This is a genomic window from Paraburkholderia sp. 22099 (assembly GCF_052045835.1).
GTDB lineage: Bacteria > Pseudomonadota > Gammaproteobacteria > Burkholderiales > Burkholderiaceae > Paraburkholderia > Paraburkholderia terricola.
Genome location: NZ_JBQEPU010000017.1, coordinates 19,231 through 35,953 on the forward strand (window position 1 = coordinate 19,231; position 16,723 = coordinate 35,953).

Genomic DNA, 16,723 nt, shown 5'->3' on the forward strand with positions numbered 1-16,723 from the left:
TGCATTCGCCGCCGGAGGCTATCGCTTCCAGATGCCGCGGTAGATGGTCCGGTAACCGTTGTCCGGGTCATATTGGCCAAGCAATCCGCCGTCGAATTCGATATTGCGCGCCGTCACCAGATGAACCGGCGACACATAGCCGGTGACCTGCTGATGCGCGAGCAGACGGTTTAACTCGTCGACGAGTTGCCAGCCCTGGAGATTGAGCGGCTCGGCGACCGTGCCGGTCTGAAACGTGCCGGCCTGGATGCGCAGGAACGCGGCGGCGCTGCCGTCGCCGGCCGACAGCATGCTGAGGCTTCGGCTCGCGCGCCCGGCGCGCGTGAGTTCGGCAGCCGCGTAGTCGAAGTAGATATCGTTGATGGCGAGCGCATACGTCCAGTTCTTTCCGTGTTGAGCGAGCAGCCGGTCCGTGACGGCCGGCATCAGTCCGGCGCTTTTCGAAATGGCGAGATCCTGCACGGCCAATAGCGTGCAATCCTGGCATGCGCGGATTACCTCCAGCATCGCATCTGTCTTGGCCTTGGCGATCTGGAAATTGCTGTCGGTGAAGACCACGATCCCGCCGTGCCCCGCCGATTGCGTGACCGCCGCCATGGCCGTGATGCGCGCCACGTCCAGCGGATTCGTGGAGACGTTCACCGCCACGGGACTATCCGGCATCACGCCGGCGCGAGAACCGACATGCCAGCCGACCATCGGAATCTTTTGCGCCGCGAACGGCAAGAGCTGCGGCTTCATCTCTCCGGCATCCACGCCGACGAGTATCACGCCGTCGGGCCGCAGCGCGAGCGCGGCGGCGACCGCGTTGCGCCGGCCCTCCGACGTGCCGCTCGCGTCGTAGACGCGCGTTTTCCAACCGATGACGTCCGCGGCTTCCTTGATGCCTTTCGCCACGCCGAGGATGCCGCCGTTGCGCAAATCCTCGCTGACGATGGCAATGGTCGCGCCGGACACCGCCGCCGGTCCCGACGCCGGTCCGCTCCAGCGCGAACTGCGCTCGGACGCCTTGTCGACCGCATGCCGCATCTGAGCCATGCTCATTGCGGCGCGCGGTTCATTGCCTTCCGGGTTTGGCGACGCGGCCAGCGTGTAGACGGGCTGGATCGAACACCAGCAAACTGCTAACGCCCCCATTGTTCGTTTGCAACTCGAGAGCATGCTTCCCCCAGATTACGAGGCACGAGGTCGACGTGAAGCGAATACGCGAACACGCCGGGAGTGACTTGTTAACGGCGCGAAGGCTATGCCAGTTGATAGCGGAATCGATAGCGGAAACCCTTACCGATCTTCAACGCGTTCTGGAGCCGGCCCTGACAGGCCGGTTTTTTTATGCCTTATCGCCCAGGGGTGACCCCGATACGGGAAGCGTTCGTGAGGCCGTTATTCCATGAGAGCGGCAACATGAATCCATTGCTTACTACCGCGGGAAACAGCATTCCGTACCCTGCAAATATAAGGGGCGTTTCGTGACGACCAATCTGTCGGAATCCATCGTCGAACTCGTGAATTGCGGGGTCTTCGCTCTGGACCGCGATCTGCGCATCCTCGCCTGGAACCGCTTCATGCAATCTCATAGCGGCCGTTCCGCCGAGGAGGTGATTGGCCTGGAGCTTCTCGACGTGTTCCCCGAATTGCCGAGAGAGTGGCTGAAGAGAAAAGTCGAGGGCGTTTTCGTACTGGGCACGCCCGCTTATTCGTCGTGGGAGCATCGCCCGTTTCTGTTTCACTTCGAGCACTCGCGCCCCATTACCGGGCCGATCGACGCGATGCGGCAGAACTGCAGCTTCATTCCGATCGAGAACGCCGAGCGCGAGGTGACGGCGGTGGCGGTCACCATCGTCGATGCGACGGATGTTTGCATTGCCTACGGCGAATTGCAGAAGCGCGAACAGACCGTGGCGAATGCATTGGCCGAATTGACCGTGCGCAATAGCCAGCTCACCGAGCTCAATGACGAATTGGCGCATGCGCACCAGCAACTGCTGCAATCGGAAAAACTCGCCGCGATCGGTCAACTCGCGGCAGGCGTTGCCCATGAGATCAACAACCCTGTCGGCTTCGTGCTTTCAAACCTGAACACGCTCGAGGGCTACATCAAGACACTGATCCGCTATGCAGAAGATATGAATCAGCTCGTCGCGCGAACCGCGCCGTCCATCGAGCCCGACTTGCGCGCACTGACCGCAAGCGCCGATCTGGACTATCTGCTGGACGATGCGCCCGCGCTCGTGCAGGAATCCCGGGAAGGTCTCGCCAGAGTCCGCACCATCGTGGTCGATCTGAGGGACTTCTCCCGGATCGACAGCACGCACGTCTGGGAATGGTGCGATCTGCACCGCTGCATCGAGTCGACGCTGAACATCGTGCATAACGAGGTGAAGTATCGCGCCGATCTGGTTCGCGAATACGCCGAGATACCGCTCGTGCGGTGCATCCCCTCGCAGATCAGCCAGGTGGCGTTGAATCTCGTCGTGAACGCGGCGCAGGCGTATGCCGGGAAACAGGATCAGCACGGCGCGGCGCAGGGCAAGATCACGATCCGCACCGGCGTCGACGACGCCGATCCGTCACGCATCTGGTTCGAGGTGGCGGACGCCGGGTGCGGCATACCCGCCGAGCACCTGAGCCGCATCTTCGATCCGTTCTTCACCACCAAGCCGGTGGGCCAGGGAACCGGCCTCGGGCTATCGGTCAGCTACGGCATCGTCAATGCGCATCATGGGCAGATTTCCGTGACCAGCACGGTCGGCGCCGGCACGACATTCCGCGTCACGCTACCGGTGGACGCAGCGGAAGAGTCGCCCCAACCCGGCAAGACGGAGCCGGTCGTCGCGCATGCGAGCGCGCCGGATGCCCGAACCCAATCCACGCTGGCTTCAACCGGCAGATAGAGGACCCTATGGCTCTGCCAATACTCGTTGCCGACGATTCGGCGCTCGCCAGGAAATTGCTCATTAAATCCTTGCCCGATGACTGGGAGGTGGACATCACGCAGGCGTCGGACGGCGCCGCGGCACTCGAATCCTATCGAGCCGGCAAAGGCGCCGTGATCTTTCTCGATCTGACGATGCCGCACATGACCGGATTCGAAGTACTCGAGGCAATCCAGCACGAAGGACTCGATGCCTTTGTCATTGTCGTATCGGCGGACATTCAGTCGGGTGCGGTCGAGCGTGCGAAAGCGCTCGGTGCGATCGGCTTTGTCTGCAAACCCGTTTCGCCCGAAGCGATCGGGGCAATCCTGAGGGAGTATGGTCTCCATGAATGAACAGGGTCTTAACGAAGACCAGCGCGATGCTCTGCAGGAGATCTGCAATGTCGGAATGGGAAAGGCAGCCGCCGCGCTGGCAACGCTACTCGGCGCATTCGTCACGTTGTCGGTGCCGGGCATCAGGCTGGTGAGCACCGCCCAGTTGCCTGAAGCATTGCGAGGGCATGGCGTCAGTCAGTTGCCGCCTGTGCGCCAGGCTTTTCAGTCGGATATTTCGGGGGAAACCATCGTGCTGTTCGGCGCGGACGGTCAACGCGAACTCCGGCAATTGCTGGACTACGACCTCGAAAACAGCGACGCCGGCAACGAAGCGCTGTGCGACATCGCCAACCTGCTGGTGGGTGCTTGTGTTCAAAGCGTCTTCGAACAACTCGGCAGGCGCATCAGCTTTTCGAGCCCGACGCTACTGCCGGTCACGGAAGGGTCCAACCTTGGCCACTTCGAGAACGGCCGCTGGGGCCTCGCGCTGCTGCTGGAAATTCACTTCACGCTCGAAAAAGGCGGCTTCGGCGCACGCATGGTGATGTTGCTGCCCGACGAAGCCATCCGCGGAATGAAGCATGCGCTCGACCAGTTTCTCAGCTCGATCTAGTGCAATGCCGGCGAACAATCACCAAGGAAATCCATGTCCGAACTTCAGGTAACCGACCAGATGCCCGGCGCGAGCGAATCGCCCGCGGCATCGCAAGAACCCCTCGAAGCGCCGGTCCCCACGCTGTTGCTGGTGGATGACGAGCCAGGGGTCGTCTCATCGCTCAAGCGGCTGTTCCGGCCGCTCAAGTACGAGGTGCTCTCGGCGTACAGCGGCGCCGACGCGCTTCAGTTACTCGAAACGGCGCGCGTGGATGTGATCATCTCCGACATGCGCATGCCGAACATGGACGGCGCCGAATTCCTGTCCCGCTCCCGCTCGATCGCGCCCGACGCGATCAGGATTCTGCTGACCGGATATTCGGAGGTGGAGGCCGTGGTGCGCGCGGTGAACGAGGGGCACGTCTATCACTACCTGCACAAGCCGTGGGACGACCAGGACCTGCTGCTGACCATCCAGCGCGCGCTCGAACAACTGCGGCTGCAACGCGAAACCGTGCGCCTGACCGAATTGCTGCAACGGCAGAACGAAAGGCTGGCGAGCTTCAACACGGAACTCGAGCGCGACGTTCATGCGCGGACGGAGGAAATCCGCCAAACGGTCATGTTTCTCGAAGGCGCCCAGCAAGATCTGAAGAGCAATTTTCTAACGATGGTGAAGGTCTGCGCGAACATGGTCGAGATGCGCTGCGGTCTTCCCGGTCATTCCGCGAGAATCGGCGAACTGGCGAAACAACTCGGCGCGTCGATTGGAATGAGCGACTACGCGTGTGGCGAATTGTTGATGGCGGGCCTGTTGCACGGCATCGGCAAGCTCTTTCTTCCCGACGCGTTGCTGAAGACGCCCATCGCGAAGATGCAGCCGCAGGAAGCCAAGCTTTATCACCTGCATCCGCTGCATGGACAAATGGCGCTGAGCCCCGTGTCGCAACTCGCCAATGTGCAGGCCATGATTCGCCATCAATATGAGCGCTTCGACGGACGCGGCGCGCCCGACGGCCTCGCCGGCAGTTCCATTCCGATCGGCGCTCGCATTCTCGCGCTGGCCCGCGACGTGGAAGATTTGCGCATCGGCGCGATTGCGCCGCAAAAGATGACCGACGCGCAAATCGTGTCCACCGTGCGTTCGCAGTCGGGCATTCGCTATGACCCGGCCATCGCCGACAAATACATCGAGCTGGTCACGAGCCACGCCGAACTGTCGCCGGAAGGCGTGCCCGACACGGTCGACGCGTCGCATCTGAAAGAGGGAATGAAGCTCGCGGAAGACCTCCGCACTTCACGCGGCACGCTGCTGATGACGAAAGGCAAGGTGCTTTCCGCGGATCAGATCGCGCAGATCCGGCGCTTCGAGATTCATGAGGAAGAGCGCTTCGTCATCCTTGTGGAGCGAAGCCTGGTGGCTACCGCGGCGACGCGGGCGGCCTGACGTGCTGTCCGCTTTCGGCGGGAAACGCGTGTTTGGGCGAGGCCACCGGCCGTCAACGCGGTGGCCCGTCCGTATCGCCTGGCTCGATACGCGGCTGCGCGAGCCGCGGCTCGGGCTCCTTGCCGGCTATCGTCGCCAGAATCAGTTCGGCGATGACCCTGCCGGACGACTCCCCGGTCGGCTGCACGACGGATGTCACCGTGTGTGACGAAGCGACGTCCGGCGGCACGCCGTCATAGACGATCAGCGAGATTTCCGTACCCAGTTGCTTGCCGCTCTCGACGATCGCGCGACACGCGCCGGCGCCCGCGAGGTTGTTGTCCACCACCAATGCCGTCGGCGGCTCGGCCAGTTCGAGCAGCGCTCGCGCCGCTTCATACCCGCCCGTCCGGTTGAACGGACATTCGATCATGAGCGACGCCTCCGGCTGAATGCCGGCCTCTTGCAGCGCGCTGACGAAACCCGCGCGCCGTTGAGCGGCAAAGCTCATCGTCAGCGGCGCACTGAGCAAGCCGATTCGTCGGTGCCCGAATGCGATCAGACGTTGCGCGGCGGCCCGCGCTCCCGCCTCGTTGTCGAAGTCGAACCAGCCATAAGGCGTGGGGCTGTTGGTCCGCCCATAAGCGACGAAGGGAAACTGACGCGCCTGAAGAAACCGGATGCGCGGATCGTCGACGAGCGTGCGCGCCACGATCAGACCGTCGACCAGTTTGCCTTCGACCAGCCGACGGTACGTCTCGAGTTCCGCGTTTGGCCGTGCGGAAACAATGATCAGATCGAGGTCGCTTTCGCCGAGGCGCTCGGTCATGCCGGCCACGACCTCACCCAGACGCGGATCGCCAAGGTCGCCCGTACCGAACGGATAGACCATGCCCACCGCTTCGGCGCGGCCGGTGGCGAGCCGCCGCGCGGTTGGGTCGGGGTGGTAGCCGAGTTCGCGCGCCGCCTCGATTACTCGCAGGCGGGTTGCTTCATTCACGTCGTCATAGCCGTTGAGCGCCCGGCTAACGGTCGTGCGGGAAAGTCCGAGCGAGTCGGACAGCGTCTTTAGATTCACCTTCACGTTTCCACCTTGGCGTTGCTCTGTTTTCCCCTGGGGCGGCCTTGCGTGGCGGGGATTTGGCGCCGGTTGGGCAAGCGTCATGGTACCTCAAAACTTACCAATCCTTTGACAATCCAAACCGGTTTGGACTATGATCCAAACCGGTTTGGATACCTCGCGTCTCCGACGTATTGGAGTCACGGCTGTTCCTTGGGCCCGCGAGAGACCATTCGTAGTTCCTAAAACAGACGTCCGGCAGGTCCTTGCCCGATGAGCAACACGGGCAAGGCCGGCCGACAAACGTCGTTTCCTATTGCTGTTTCCGGCAATGAGCTTTCCGCAATCCGGCTCCAGCGCCACAGGCGTCTCCGGCATCACCAGGTTCTGAAGCAGATATTTCGTACCAACAAGTCAAACGGCAACGCTCCGGCGGTTTCCCACGGCCCTCGTTGCGCACTCTTCCAGGATGTGAACCCGATGAACAGACTTCGATCCCCGCAATTCCCGTCAACTCGCGCCCGCCTGCGCTCGACCGCGGTGTGCGGCACGCTGCTCGCCGCCGCGGCGGCTCCCGCGCTGGCCCAATCGTCCGCGCCGGGCTTCCCCGCGCCGACGCCGCATACGCAGCAGGCCTACGACCCCGAGAGCAGTTTCACGATGCGCTGGACGCGCGCCGATGTCCGACAAATCAAGGCGCAATCGCACACGGCGACCGCCGCCGACAAGAACTCGCTGCCCGCGGCGCTGACCATGCCGGACATTCCGGCGGACTTCCCGCTGATCAACTCGAACGTGTGGGTGTGGGACACATGGCCGCTGTCGGATGTCAAAGCGGACAACCTGAGCTACAAGGGCTGGGAAGTCATTTTCTCGCTGACCGCCGATCCGCACGCGGGCTATTCGTTCGACGATCGCCACGTGCACGCTCGCATCGGCTTCTTCTATCGCCGGGCGGGGATTCCGGCGTCACAGCGCCCGGCGAACGGCGGGTGGACCTACGGCGGACATCTGTTCCCGGACGGCACGAGCGCGAAGGTCTTCGGCACCGCGCCGATGACGCAGAACGCGGAATGGTCGGGCTCCGCGCGGCTGACGAACGGCAACAACCTCAGCCTCTACTACACCGCGCTGTCGTTCAACCGCTCGGCCGAGGGCGGCCAGGACATCACGCCGCCTATCGCGATCATCACGCGCACCGACGGGCACATTCACGCGGACGACACGCACGTCTGGTTCGACGGATTCGACAAGCACGACGCGCTGCTCGAACCGGACGGCAAGCTGTACCAGTCGCGCGAGCAGAACACGTACTACTCGTTCCGCGATCCGTTCGTGTTCACCGATCCGGCGCATCCGGGCAAGACCTTCATGGTGTTCGAAGGCAACACGGGCGGCCCGCGCGGCGCGCGCACCTGCACCGAGGCGGATCTGGGTTATGCGCCCAACGATCCGTACAAGGAGGATCTCAATGCGGTGATGAACTCCGGCGCGACCTACCAGAAGGCGAACGTCGGTCTCGCGGTGGCGACGAACAAGCAGCTCACGGAGTGGAAGTTTCTTCCGCCGCTGCTGTCGGCCAACTGCGTCAACGATCAGACCGAGCGGCCGCAAATCTATATCAAGGACGGCAAGTACTACCTGTTCACGATCAGCCACCGGCCGACCTACGCGGCGGGCGTCGACGGTCCTGACGGCGTGTACGGTTTCGTCGGCAACGGTATCCGCAGCGACTTCCTGCCGTTGAACAAGGGTAGCGGCCTCGTGCTCGGCAACCCGACCGATTTCGACCAGCCGATCGGTGCGCCGTACGCGCTGGACCCGAACCAGAATCCCCGGGCATTCCAGTCGTACTCGCATTACGTGATGCCGGGCGGCCTCGTCGAATCGTTCATCGACGCCGTCGGCCCGCGTCGCGGCGGCACCCTGGCGCCGACCGTGAAGCTGAACATTCACGGCGATTCGACCGACATCGACCGGACTTACGGCAAGGGTGGTCTGGGTGGCTACGGCGACATTTCCGCCACTCGCGCGGCTCCCGGCCAGGGCGGCGCGAACAACGGTCAGTAAGCCGGACGGTTGGATGCAGTGCGAGCGGAAGCTTTCCGCTTGCACTGCCGACCCGGCGACATTCGAAGCGGGCGAAGAACGGCAGCCATGAAATCCTGGATTCCCGACTTGTCCTCGTACCGGGGCCCGGTCTATCTCGCCGTGGTCGACGAAATCGAAACGGCGATCGGGACCGGCCGTCTCCAACCCGGCGACACCTTGCCTTCGCAACGGATGCTGGCCGACTTCCTCGGCTTGCACGTGAACACGGTCAATCGCGCACTGCGCGAGACCGCGCGCCGCGGCCTGACGGTCGGCAGCGGGCGCAAGGGGACCATCATTCTCAGGCTTTCCGCCTGATCGTCGGCCAAGCCGACGAATACTCATTGACTGCACTCGCGGACGTGACGGCATTCGCCGTTCGTCCGCGTGCGTAGATAGGGCAAAGCCATTCCATGTACGACCCGCAACGTCCCTTCGGTTCAAAAATGAGCGCACTGGCGATGTGTCTGCTTGCATCGCTAAGCGTTTCGTTCGGCGCGTTCGCGGCGCCGCCCGCCTCGCGGCACACCACCGATGCCGGCACGCCGCAATGGCGCTCCGCGTTTCACTACACGCCGCAACGAAACTGGATGAACGATCCCAACGGACTCGTCTTCCACAACGGTCTTTATCACCTGTTCTATCAATACAATCCGAACGGGAATTCGTGGGGCAATATGTCATGGGGACATGCCACGAGTTCCGATCTCCTTCATTGGAGCGAGCAACCGGTTGCGATGCACGTCAATGCAACCGAGGAGATCTTTTCCGGTTCCATCGTGGTGGATACACACAACACGTCCGGCTTGGGCCCGGCGAATTCCTCGCCGCTGATCGCGCTTTATACCAGCGTGTATAAGGCCGGCTCGGGACATCGACCAGGCACGCAGGCGCAATCGCTCGCCTACAGTACCGACGACGGCAAGACGTGGCGCAAATACGCGGGCAATCCGGTGCTGACGCTCGATCCCGAATCGCAAAACTTTCGTGACCCGAAGGTGTCGTGGTATGCGCCGGGGGGTTACTGGCTCATGACCACCGTGGTCGCGGACGCGCACGTGGTCAAGATGTACCGCTCGAATAATCTGATCGACTGGGATTTTCTCAGCGACTTCACTCTTCCCGACATTCCTCATCGAGGGGCGCTCTGGGAGATGCCCGATCTGTTCCCCTTGCCCCTCGACGGCGACAGTCGCAAGCAGAAGTGGGTGATGATCGTGAACGTCAACCCGTGGTCGATCGCGGGCGGGTCCGGCGCGATGTATTTCGTCGGCAGCTTCGACGGCAGAACGTTCACGCCGGAAAACGTGGCGCCGGCCGGTTCCGATCCTTCGCGCTACCAGTGGCTCGATCACGGCGCCGATTACTATGCAGCCGGAACATTCGCGAATGCGCCGGGCGGCGAGGCGGTCACGATCGGCTGGATGAGCAACTGGGACTACGCCGAACGCATACCGACCACGCCGTGGAAAGGCGCAACCGCGCTGCCTCGGGTACTCGCGCTGAAAACGGTCGACGGCGTGCCGCGATTGATATCCGGACCAGTCGAGCAATACACGCGGTTCGTCAGCACAGGTTCGACCACGCGCATTAACGAACTCAGCGTTGCCTCGCGTGTGGAAGAACTCGCGCCCTCCACACGTGGTGTGGTGCAAAACATCGACGTGACGATCAGTCCGCAGTCCGCGCGGCGTGCGGGCCTGGTCGTCAGAGGCTCGGCGAACGGCGAGGTGGGCACGCGGATTGTCTACGACACCGAGCGTCGGACACTGACGCTCGATCGCTCGAAGTCCGGCGAGAGCGGGTTCTCGAATGCGTTCAGCAAAGCGCACATCGTCGACTTGCCGTTAGTGGACGGGAAGCTGCATCTCACCGTGGTGGTCGACAGGGATTCCGTGGAAGTATTCGCGGATCATGGCCGCACTGTCATCACGGATCTCGTCTTTCCGGGCGAGGACGACAACCGCGTTTCGGTTTTCGCCGAAGGCGGCAACGCAACGTTCAGCGATTTGGCGATTACCGACCTCTCCGCCCCCAAGCGCTAACGCGGACAGCGGCGGACAGCGCTTATGCCTTCGCGGGCCGCCCCGTCTTTACCGCTTCCACCGACGACACCGCGGCGAGAAGCCGTTTCGGCGCGGCGGACTCGAGCATCAGCAGCCCGGCGCGCAACAGCTCGCTCTTCTTGACCGAAACGCCGGCATCCAGACACTTCTTTTTCAGTGCCGCGATTTTGTCGTAATCGGATTTCGGCATGGTGAAACTGTCTCGCACGACCTTGTCTTTCCTGGCCCGCTTTGCTCGTGGTTCCGCAGGGGCGACGGCCGGCGCGGACGCCACATCGGCAACGAGCTGCTGTTTCGGTTTCGCGGTTTTCTTCGTGGTGACAGGCTTGTCTACAACCGGTTGCTCGGATTGAACGACGATGTTGCCGTCGCCTGCTGCGACGCCGTTCGAATTTTCAGTGGAGCGAGATGCTTTCTTGCCGGCTTTCCGGACGACGGGTGCGTTCATGTAGGCCTCCAGGTTTGTAATGGTATAAACAGTATATACCGTTTATTGAGGCGGCTGTTTGCATGGAAGGTGGGACGTCGCAGCAGTAAACTGCAAGCACGGCTTTTGACGGGAGAACGTCATGCGTCTCGTTGACTGGAACATTCAGTGGGGACGCGGTGTGGATGGCCGCGTCGACCTCGCTCGCATCGTGCGCGAAGCAAAAGCACTGTGCGATTTCGACATTCTTTGCCTTCAGGAAGTGACGCGCGGTTTTCACGAGGGTCCGGCCGCGGGTGGACTGGCAGGCGGCCCCTCTGCCGATCAGTTCGCCGAGCTTGCCGCGTTGCTGCCGCACGCGAAGGTGATCGAGGCGATCGGCTCCGATCTTCCTCCGGTCGGAGCGGCGCGACAGCGGCGTCAGTTCGGCAATGCGATCGTGACCCCTCTGCCTGTCCGACAGGTGCTGCGTCATTCGCTGCCCTGGCCGGCCGACCCTGCCAAGCCGTCGATGCTGCGTGTCGCGCTCGAAGCGGTGATCGAAACGGACATCGGCCCGCTGCGCGTCATCAGCACGCATCTCGAGTTCTATTCGGAAGCGCAACGGCTGGCACAGGTGGCAAGGCTGCGCGAATTGCACAAGGAGGCATGCGACCATGCACGCCGTCCGGCGAAAGCGGAAAAACCGGACAGTCCGTTCGCCGATACGGCACGCCCGCTGAGCGCCATTGTCTGCGGTGATTTCAACAGCGCGTTTGAAGGCTCTGCTTATTGCAGGATGCTCGAACCGATTCCGGACGCGCCCGCGTTCGCCGACGCCTGGGCTTGCGCGAACCCGAATGCGCCGCGCGCCGCCACCGTCGGTCTATACGATCACGAACAATGGGAAGACGGACCGTTCGCATGCGACTTCGTTTTCGTCACTGAAGATTTGAAGCCGCGCATTGCGAGTTGCGGCGTGGATCAGAATAGCCGCTCGTCCGATCATCAGCCGATGTGGCTCGAGTTGCGCTAACGCTTCGCAACTATCCGAATCGCTCCGGGCGGAATGGATAGGCAGGGGTGAAAGGCGTTGCGCCCGTCATCATTTCCGCCAGCAGACGGCCCGTTACCGGGCCGAGCGTCAATCCATGATGGTTATGTCCGAACGCGAACCAGAGCCCGCGATGCCGGGGCGCCTGGCCGATGACCGGGCGCATATCCGGCGTACAGGGACGCAAGCCAAGCCACGGTGCGGGGTCGAGCCGCTTGCCCAAACCGAATGTGGACCTGGCGACGGCCTCCGCCCGCTCCAGTTGAACACCCGTTGGCGCCGCGTCGCGCCGCGCGATTTCAACGCCCGTGGTCAACCGAAGCCGGCCTTCCATCGGCGCGATCACGTACCCCTCCTGAGCGTCCACGAATGGCACCGAGAGCATCGGCTTCGTGGGCTGATAATGCATGTGATACCCGCGTTTCGCCCGTAGCGGGATGCGATACCCCAGCGGCGCGAACACCTGATCCGACCACGGTCCGAGCGCTATCACGACCTCGCTCGCACTGAGCCTGCCCGACGCTGTCTGCACCGTCCATGCCCCCGCTTCCGCCCGCAAGGTGGTCGCCTCGCCGATCAGCAGCGTGCCGCCGCCTTCCTCGAACAAACGCGCGTAACCCTTCGTCAACGCACCGGGATTGACGATGCTCTTCGGGTCCTGCCAATGCAACGCGCCACAAAATCCCGCTTCGAGACCGGGCTCGCGCGCGACGAGCGCCGCCGAATCGAGCGGCGCCACATGCAGGCCATGCGTGCGTGCGATGACCTCGGCAGCGGCGACGTGCTTCGCGAATTCCGCAGGCGTGCGGAACGCTTCCATCCAGCCCTTGTTGCTGACGAGATGCGCGAGGCGCGCCCGCTCGATCAGCGCATCGTGCTCGGCCACGCTTTGCCGAATCAAGGGCAGCATGTCGCGCGCCGCCGCCGCGAGCCGTTCGGGAGACGACTCCCACCAGAAGCGTGCCAGCCATGTCGCAAACGACGGCAGCGCCCTGTAGTCCCAGTAAAGATCGGTCGACTGATTGCGCAGGTAGCGCAACAACGTGCCGAGTTCGCGCGGGAACGCATAAGGCACCACAGACGAACACTCGATCAGGCCGGCGTTGCCGAAACTCGTTTCCTCACCCGGACCGCGCCGGTCGACGAGCGCCACGCGGCGTCCGCGATCCTGCAAGTGCAGCGCGGACGACACGCCGACAATGCCGGCGCCGAGCACGATCACATCGAAGTCCATAAACTCGCTCTGCTTTCGCTATCCGTGCCGTTACTTGGCAATGATGTCGCGCTTGAAGTACTTCTGCGAGAGATTGCTCAGCGTGCCGTCCTTCTTCAGCGCGGCGAGCGCGGTGTCGATCTTTTTGGCCAGCGCCTTATCGCTCTTGCGCAAACCGAAACCCGTACCTTCACCGAGCGTTGCGGGATCGGAAAGCGGCTCGCCGACGATCGCATAGTCGTGGCCTTCGGGCTTGTTCAGAAAACCGTCCTGAACGGTCTGCGCTTCCTGAACAGCCGCATCCAGGCGACCCGCGGTGAGATCGGCGTAGACCTGGTCCTGGTCCGCATAAGAGACGACCGACACGCCGGCATTCGCCCAATGGCGCTTGAGGAAATCTTCCTGCGACGATCCCTGCAGAACACCTACGCGCTTGCCCTGAAGGCTCTTCACATCAGGCAGCAAGGGGGCGCCGCGCTTCGCCACCATCACGATCGGCACGACGTAGATGGGCCGTGTGAAATCAATGCTCTGCTTACGCTTTTCGGTGATGTTCATCGCGGAATTGATTACGTCGAATTTGCGTGCCTGCAACGCGGGAATCAATCCGTCGAACGAATTCTCGACCCACACACATTTCATTTCCAGCTTGGCGCAGACCGCGTTGCCGACATCGATGTCGAATCCCTGCAACTGCCCCGAGGGCGTCTTGCTTTCGAACGGCGGATACGCTGCCTCGACGCCGAAGCGCAAAGTGGATTGCGCCTGGGCGCTGGCAGCGCCGGCCAGGGCAACGGCAAGGAAAACTGAGAGCGGAAACTTCAGACGCATGGTGGTCACCTGATGGGTTGGATAGCAAATCCGGGTCGCCGCGGTCGCTGATTGACAGACAACTTCGAGGCAACTTCGCTGCGAGGTCGAGACTGGAAACGGCTCGCCCTGGACCCACAGTCTATTCTGGACACTCCCAAATGCAAGCGATTTCAAAATACTTGTCCAGACTGGACATTTTGAACATAGAATCGCAGCAACGCCCGAAGGCGATCTGGGAGAGCAGGCCAATGAGCAACGCACACAAGACAAGCCCGTTGATAGTCCACGAGGACGCGGTACGCGAGGCGCTACCCCACCTGGATGTGCGACGTGCGCTGACGCGGATGTTTCACTCGCTGGGCAACGACACGGCCGTCCAACCACCTCAAACGCTGACTCCGTTTCCCCAGGGTCAGGGAGACTTCATCACCTACCTCGGCGCAATGGCGCACGCCAAGGTGTTCGGAGCGAAGTTGTCGCCGTACATCGTGACCGAATCGAAGCCGGTCATCACGGCGTGGACGGCATTGATGTCGATGGAAACCGGACAGCCTCTGATGTGGTGCGACTCCGCGCTGCTCACCGTCGAGCGAACCGCCGGCACGACTGCGTTGGCCGTCGAGCACCTGGCGGCATCGAACGCGCGCCGGCTTGCCATCGTCGGCGCGGGTGCGGTCGCTCAAGCGCATGTGCGTCATCTCGCACCGCTGCGGGCGTGGGACTCGATCCGCGTGTTTTCCCCGGCGCTCGATAAGGACGAGGCGAAGCGCGCAACGGTTGCGGCGCTCGACGAGCGCGTGACGATTTGCACGAAGATGGAAGATTGCCTGAGCGATGCCGATGTCGTGGCCTTGTGCACATCCTCGGCTACGCCTGTCTTGTCGGAAAGCATGCTGACAAAACCGGCGCTCATCACGTCGATCAGCACGAACGCCGCCAACGCGCATGAGATTCCGCCTGCCTGGATTCCGCACGTGGACGTCTATTGCGATTACCGGCAAACCACGCCGGCGAGCGCGGGCGAATTGAAGTTGGCCGCGCAGCAGCACGGCTGGTCTGCGCAAAGCGTGCTCGGCGATCTGCCCGAACTTGTCTCCGGCGTGGCTTTAAAGCCGTCTTACGAGAAGCACGCTTTTTTTCGTTCGATCGGACTCGGGCTCGAAGATGTTGCAATCGCCTTCGAGTTGTTCCGGCACCTTCGCCGCCCGTCAACGTGACAAGGACGCTGTCTCAGTTCGAGCGTTTTGTTCGGTTCGGGATGAATGCGGCAAAAGCGTGTGGCTAATGGCGGCGTGGTTCCGCGTGGCAAAATAATCGTGGAACGCAAAGCTCGCGGCACGTGGCGCAACACGTTGCCAGAGTTTCCGAAAACTGGAATTCGACCCATCCCCATGCGAAAGACCAAGACAACGGCCGCACGCCGGCTTCTTCTGGATCGATACGGCCGTGTCGCCGACGGTATCGCGCTGCTCTTTTTCCCTTACGTCGAGATCGTCATTCACGACTTGCAAAGCCAGACGATCGCCTACATCGCGAACAATCTGTCCAAGCGCGAACTCGGCGACGAATCGGCACTCGAGGAAATCGACCATTCAGCCGAGTCGGGCACGATCGGTCCATACGAAAAGATCAACTGGGATGGCAGGCGGATGCGCTGTGTCAGCACGGTGCTCTTCGACGACGCCGGAAGCGCCGTCGGCGTGATGTGCGTCAACTACAACATAGCGGTCTTCGAGGACATGAAACATGTGATCGACCGCGTGATTTCCGGTGCCGGCGTGATCAGGCAGCCCGAGGAGCTGTTCAAGGACGACTGGCAGGAACGCATCAACACCTTTCTTCACGCGTGGCTTCAGGAACGCCAGTTGGCATTGAACTCGCTGACGCGCGATCACCGCCGCGAACTGGTCGAAGCGTTATGGGCCGAAGGGGCGTTCAAGGGCAAGAGCGCGGCAAACTATGTCGCCAACGTGCTGGGGATGGGGCGCGCGACCGTGTATCAACACATCAGAGATTTGCGGGGCGCGGCAGCTTGAGAATGGAGGCGTTGATCACGCCTCTTCCAATCCAAGCGTGACAAAGCCGGTCTTGCGCGAGGCGAGACCGGCTTTGCGGACTTCGCGCCGCTTCGAGCGGCGTCGTTACGCGCGCATTAATAGCGCGGCGGCGGGCGATGATCGTTGTGATCGTCGCGGCCGTGGTGGCGCGGATCGTAGTCGCGCGGATGATGGCGCATCCACTCGTCGTGATCCCAGTAGCGACGGCCGTCGTAGTAACGATCGCCGTGCCAGCCGATGTCGATCGACACGCCTACCGGCATCATGTGCGGCTGACCATAAACCACAGGTGCCGGGCCATTCCCGATGACCACGCGTTCCTGCGCGAACGCGCTGCCGGCCGCGAGCAATGCGCCGCCCGCGAGCAGGGTCGCAATAATCGAACGCGATGTCTTGTTGAAGGTTTTCATAGTGAGCTCCCGTCAAGGTTTCGTATCAAGCCGGCGTTGGGGTTCGGTCGACCTTTAACCGCCATGTCGAGCCCAAATCGGACGCCGTGCGCTTGAGACCAACTTTAACGGGACGAACCGCGTGAATACGTGAGCACGTGTAAGCGCACATTTCAAAGGCGGTGACCGAGGGTAGCGCTCGTTTTCAGGTTCAATACCCCGCTGCAACGCCGTGCGCGGTGAAACGTCCGCGCCGCGCGGCGGCCCTGTAGAAAGCCCCGCGACGTTCCGCCGTTACATT

At 62.3% G+C, this 16,723-nt stretch carries 16 protein-coding genes; 10 read left to right on the forward strand and 6 right to left on the reverse strand.

Annotation, left to right across the window (positions count from 1 at the left end; translation table 11 throughout):
• Positions 1-18: 18 nt before the first annotated feature.
• Positions 19-1,044: a substrate-binding domain-containing protein gene (locus ACTJLC_RS17375; RefSeq protein WP_374709837.1), complete on the reverse strand. Its 1,026-nt coding sequence runs from the start codon at positions 1,042-1,044 to the stop codon at positions 19-21.
• A 425-nt stretch (positions 1,045-1,469) separates the two neighbouring features.
• Between ACTJLC_RS17375 and ACTJLC_RS17380 the strand changes: the two genes are divergently transcribed.
• From ACTJLC_RS17380 to ACTJLC_RS17395, 4 genes are read left to right on the forward strand one after another with little or no spacing between them, the layout of a single operon-like run.
• Positions 1,470-2,894, forward strand: coding sequence for an ATP-binding protein (locus ACTJLC_RS17380; protein ID WP_310130864.1), 1,425 nt, complete (start codon positions 1,470-1,472; stop codon positions 2,892-2,894).
• 8 nt (positions 2,895-2,902) lie between these two features.
• Positions 2,903-3,271 (forward strand): response regulator, encoded by a 369-nt coding sequence (locus ACTJLC_RS17385; protein ID WP_073431328.1) that lies wholly within the window; start codon positions 2,903-2,905, stop codon positions 3,269-3,271.
• Complete coding sequence (locus ACTJLC_RS17390) at positions 3,264-3,866, forward strand: chemotaxis protein CheC (RefSeq protein ID WP_073431327.1); 603 nt, start codon at positions 3,264-3,266, stop codon at positions 3,864-3,866. The genes ACTJLC_RS17385 and ACTJLC_RS17390 overlap by 8 nt, the downstream gene beginning before the upstream one ends.
• A gap of 33 nt (positions 3,867-3,899) precedes the next feature.
• Positions 3,900-5,294, forward strand: coding sequence for an HD domain-containing phosphohydrolase (locus ACTJLC_RS17395; protein ID WP_073431326.1), 1,395 nt, complete (start codon positions 3,900-3,902; stop codon positions 5,292-5,294).
• A 52-nt stretch (positions 5,295-5,346) separates the two neighbouring features.
• Here the strand turns inward: ACTJLC_RS17395 and ACTJLC_RS17400 are convergent, their stop codons facing one another.
• A complete protein-coding gene (locus tag ACTJLC_RS17400) occupies positions 5,347-6,357 on the reverse strand; it encodes a substrate-binding domain-containing protein (protein WP_310123884.1) in 1,011 nt (336 codons plus the stop codon).
• Positions 6,358-6,813: 456 nt separating this feature from the next.
• On the opposite strand from ACTJLC_RS17400, the gene ACTJLC_RS17405 reads away from it, so the two are divergent.
• From ACTJLC_RS17405 to ACTJLC_RS17415, 3 genes are all read left to right on the forward strand, one after another.
• The gene (locus ACTJLC_RS17405; RefSeq protein ID WP_244220112.1) at positions 6,814-8,403 is read left to right on the forward strand and encodes a glycoside hydrolase family 68 protein; all 1,590 of its coding nucleotides are present in this window, start codon (positions 6,814-6,816) and stop codon (positions 8,401-8,403) included.
• Positions 8,404-8,490: 87 nt separating this feature from the next.
• Entirely contained in the window at positions 8,491-8,742 is a 252-nt protein-coding gene (locus ACTJLC_RS17410; protein ID WP_310130859.1) for a GntR family transcriptional regulator, read from the forward strand.
• 95 nt (positions 8,743-8,837) lie between these two features.
• The gene (locus ACTJLC_RS17415; RefSeq protein WP_374710280.1) at positions 8,838-10,469 is read left to right on the forward strand and encodes a glycoside hydrolase family 32 protein; all 1,632 of its coding nucleotides are present in this window, start codon (positions 8,838-8,840) and stop codon (positions 10,467-10,469) included.
• 22 nt (positions 10,470-10,491) lie between these two features.
• Here the strand turns inward: ACTJLC_RS17415 and ACTJLC_RS17420 are convergent, their stop codons facing one another.
• Entirely contained in the window at positions 10,492-10,938 is a 447-nt protein-coding gene (locus ACTJLC_RS17420; protein ID WP_073431322.1) for a hypothetical protein, read from the reverse strand.
• A 121-nt stretch (positions 10,939-11,059) separates the two neighbouring features.
• Here ACTJLC_RS17420 and ACTJLC_RS17425 point away from each other — a divergent pair, with 121 nt between their 5' ends.
• A complete protein-coding gene (locus ACTJLC_RS17425) occupies positions 11,060-11,932 on the forward strand; it encodes an endonuclease/exonuclease/phosphatase family protein (RefSeq protein WP_073431321.1) in 873 nt (290 codons plus the stop codon).
• Positions 11,933-11,942: 10 nt separating this feature from the next.
• Here ACTJLC_RS17425 and ACTJLC_RS17430 read toward each other — a convergent pair whose 3' ends face one another.
• Both ACTJLC_RS17430 and ACTJLC_RS17435 read right to left on the reverse strand, forming a co-directional pair.
• The gene (locus ACTJLC_RS17430; RefSeq protein WP_083081803.1) at positions 11,943-13,184 is read right to left on the reverse strand and encodes an NAD(P)/FAD-dependent oxidoreductase; all 1,242 of its coding nucleotides are present in this window, start codon (positions 13,182-13,184) and stop codon (positions 11,943-11,945) included.
• Positions 13,185-13,214: 30 nt separating this feature from the next.
• On the reverse strand, positions 13,215-13,994 hold the full coding sequence (locus tag ACTJLC_RS17435; RefSeq protein ID WP_083081805.1) for an ABC transporter substrate-binding protein: 780 nt from the start codon (positions 13,992-13,994) through the stop codon (positions 13,215-13,217).
• A gap of 230 nt (positions 13,995-14,224) precedes the next feature.
• Between ACTJLC_RS17435 and ACTJLC_RS17440 the strand changes: the two genes are divergently transcribed.
• Together ACTJLC_RS17440 and ACTJLC_RS17445 are read left to right on the forward strand one after the other, a co-directional pair.
• Positions 14,225-15,193, forward strand: coding sequence for an ornithine cyclodeaminase family protein (locus ACTJLC_RS17440; RefSeq protein ID WP_073431318.1), 969 nt, complete (start codon positions 14,225-14,227; stop codon positions 15,191-15,193).
• 174 nt (positions 15,194-15,367) lie between these two features.
• A complete protein-coding gene (locus tag ACTJLC_RS17445; RefSeq protein ID WP_073431317.1) occupies positions 15,368-16,012 on the forward strand; it encodes a helix-turn-helix transcriptional regulator in 645 nt (214 codons plus the stop codon).
• Between the two features lie 116 nt (positions 16,013-16,128).
• Here ACTJLC_RS17445 and ACTJLC_RS17450 read toward each other — a convergent pair whose 3' ends face one another.
• Positions 16,129-16,443: a hypothetical protein gene (locus tag ACTJLC_RS17450; RefSeq protein ID WP_073431316.1), complete on the reverse strand. Its 315-nt coding sequence runs from the start codon at positions 16,441-16,443 to the stop codon at positions 16,129-16,131.
• Positions 16,444-16,723 lie beyond the last annotated feature (280 nt).

Bases quoted from the DNA above. Each gene is read 5' to 3' on its own strand.
- ACTJLC_RS17390 (WP_073431327.1), top strand. From the start codon at position 3,264: ATGAATGAACAGGGTCTTAACGAAGACCAGCGCGATGCTCTGCAGGAG.
- ACTJLC_RS17375 (WP_374709837.1), bottom strand. From the start codon at position 1,044: ATGAGCATGGCTCAGATGCGGCATGCGGTCGACAAGGCGTCCGAGCGC.
- ACTJLC_RS17450 (WP_073431316.1), bottom strand. From the start codon at position 16,443: ATGAAAACCTTCAACAAGACATCGCGTTCGATTATTGCGACCCTGCTC.
- ACTJLC_RS17420 (WP_073431322.1), bottom strand. From the start codon at position 10,938: ATGAACGCACCCGTCGTCCGGAAAGCCGGCAAGAAAGCATCTCGCTCC.
- ACTJLC_RS17385 (WP_073431328.1), top strand. From the start codon at position 2,903: ATGGCTCTGCCAATACTCGTTGCCGACGATTCGGCGCTCGCCAGGAAA.
- ACTJLC_RS17425 (WP_073431321.1), top strand. From the start codon at position 11,060: ATGCGTCTCGTTGACTGGAACATTCAGTGGGGACGCGGTGTGGATGGC.
- ACTJLC_RS17435 (WP_083081805.1), bottom strand. From the start codon at position 13,994: ATGCGTCTGAAGTTTCCGCTCTCAGTTTTCCTTGCCGTTGCCCTGGCC.
- ACTJLC_RS17395 (WP_073431326.1), top strand. From the start codon at position 3,900: ATGTCCGAACTTCAGGTAACCGACCAGATGCCCGGCGCGAGCGAATCG.
- ACTJLC_RS17415 (WP_374710280.1), top strand. From the start codon at position 8,838: ATGTACGACCCGCAACGTCCCTTCGGTTCAAAAATGAGCGCACTGGCG.
- ACTJLC_RS17445 (WP_073431317.1), top strand. From the start codon at position 15,368: ATGCGAAAGACCAAGACAACGGCCGCACGCCGGCTTCTTCTGGATCGA.
- ACTJLC_RS17405 (WP_244220112.1), top strand. From the start codon at position 6,814: ATGAACAGACTTCGATCCCCGCAATTCCCGTCAACTCGCGCCCGCCTG.
- ACTJLC_RS17440 (WP_073431318.1), top strand. From the start codon at position 14,225: ATGAGCAACGCACACAAGACAAGCCCGTTGATAGTCCACGAGGACGCG.
- ACTJLC_RS17430 (WP_083081803.1), bottom strand. From the start codon at position 13,184: ATGGACTTCGATGTGATCGTGCTCGGCGCCGGCATTGTCGGCGTGTCG.
- ACTJLC_RS17410 (WP_310130859.1), top strand. From the start codon at position 8,491: ATGAAATCCTGGATTCCCGACTTGTCCTCGTACCGGGGCCCGGTCTAT.